The sequence below is a fragment of the Pauljensenia sp. UMB1177 genome, assembly GCF_030217965.1.
In the GTDB taxonomy this organism is placed as follows: Bacteria; Actinomycetota; Actinomycetes; order Actinomycetales; family Actinomycetaceae; genus Pauljensenia; species Pauljensenia turicensis_A.
Genome location: NZ_JASOOV010000032.1, coordinates 1 through 275, shown reverse-complemented (window position 1 = coordinate 275; position 275 = coordinate 1). Strand labels below are relative to the sequence as shown.

The window sequence follows — 275 nt, the reverse complement described above, 5'->3', positions numbered from 1 at the left end:
AGAGTACTTCCGGCGTGCTTTGGCATACCTGACCGGGATTTCCTCTTCCCGCATCAAGCGCTGGATGACTTTCTCCGAGACCACATACCCAAGCTTTCTAAGCGCTAAACGGATACGCCGATACCCATACGTATACAAGCCCTCGCGCGCGATCTGAGCGATCAACTCACGCAAGCGAGCATGCTTGTCAGGCCGCTCTAGGCGTTTAGCTGTGTAATAGTACGAGCTTGCCGGCAAATCCAAGGTATCTAAGACCATGGCTAGCGGCGTGGTAG

1 protein-coding gene is annotated in these 275 nt (G+C 54.2%); it reads right to left on the bottom strand.

Annotation, left to right across the window (positions count from 1 at the left end; all coding sequences use genetic code 11):
- Positions 1–258: IS3 family transposase (locus tag QP442_RS08470; protein ID WP_285069792.1), on the bottom strand; the 258-nt coding region annotated here is incomplete at its 3' end.
- Between the last annotated feature and the right edge of the window lie 17 nt (positions 259–275).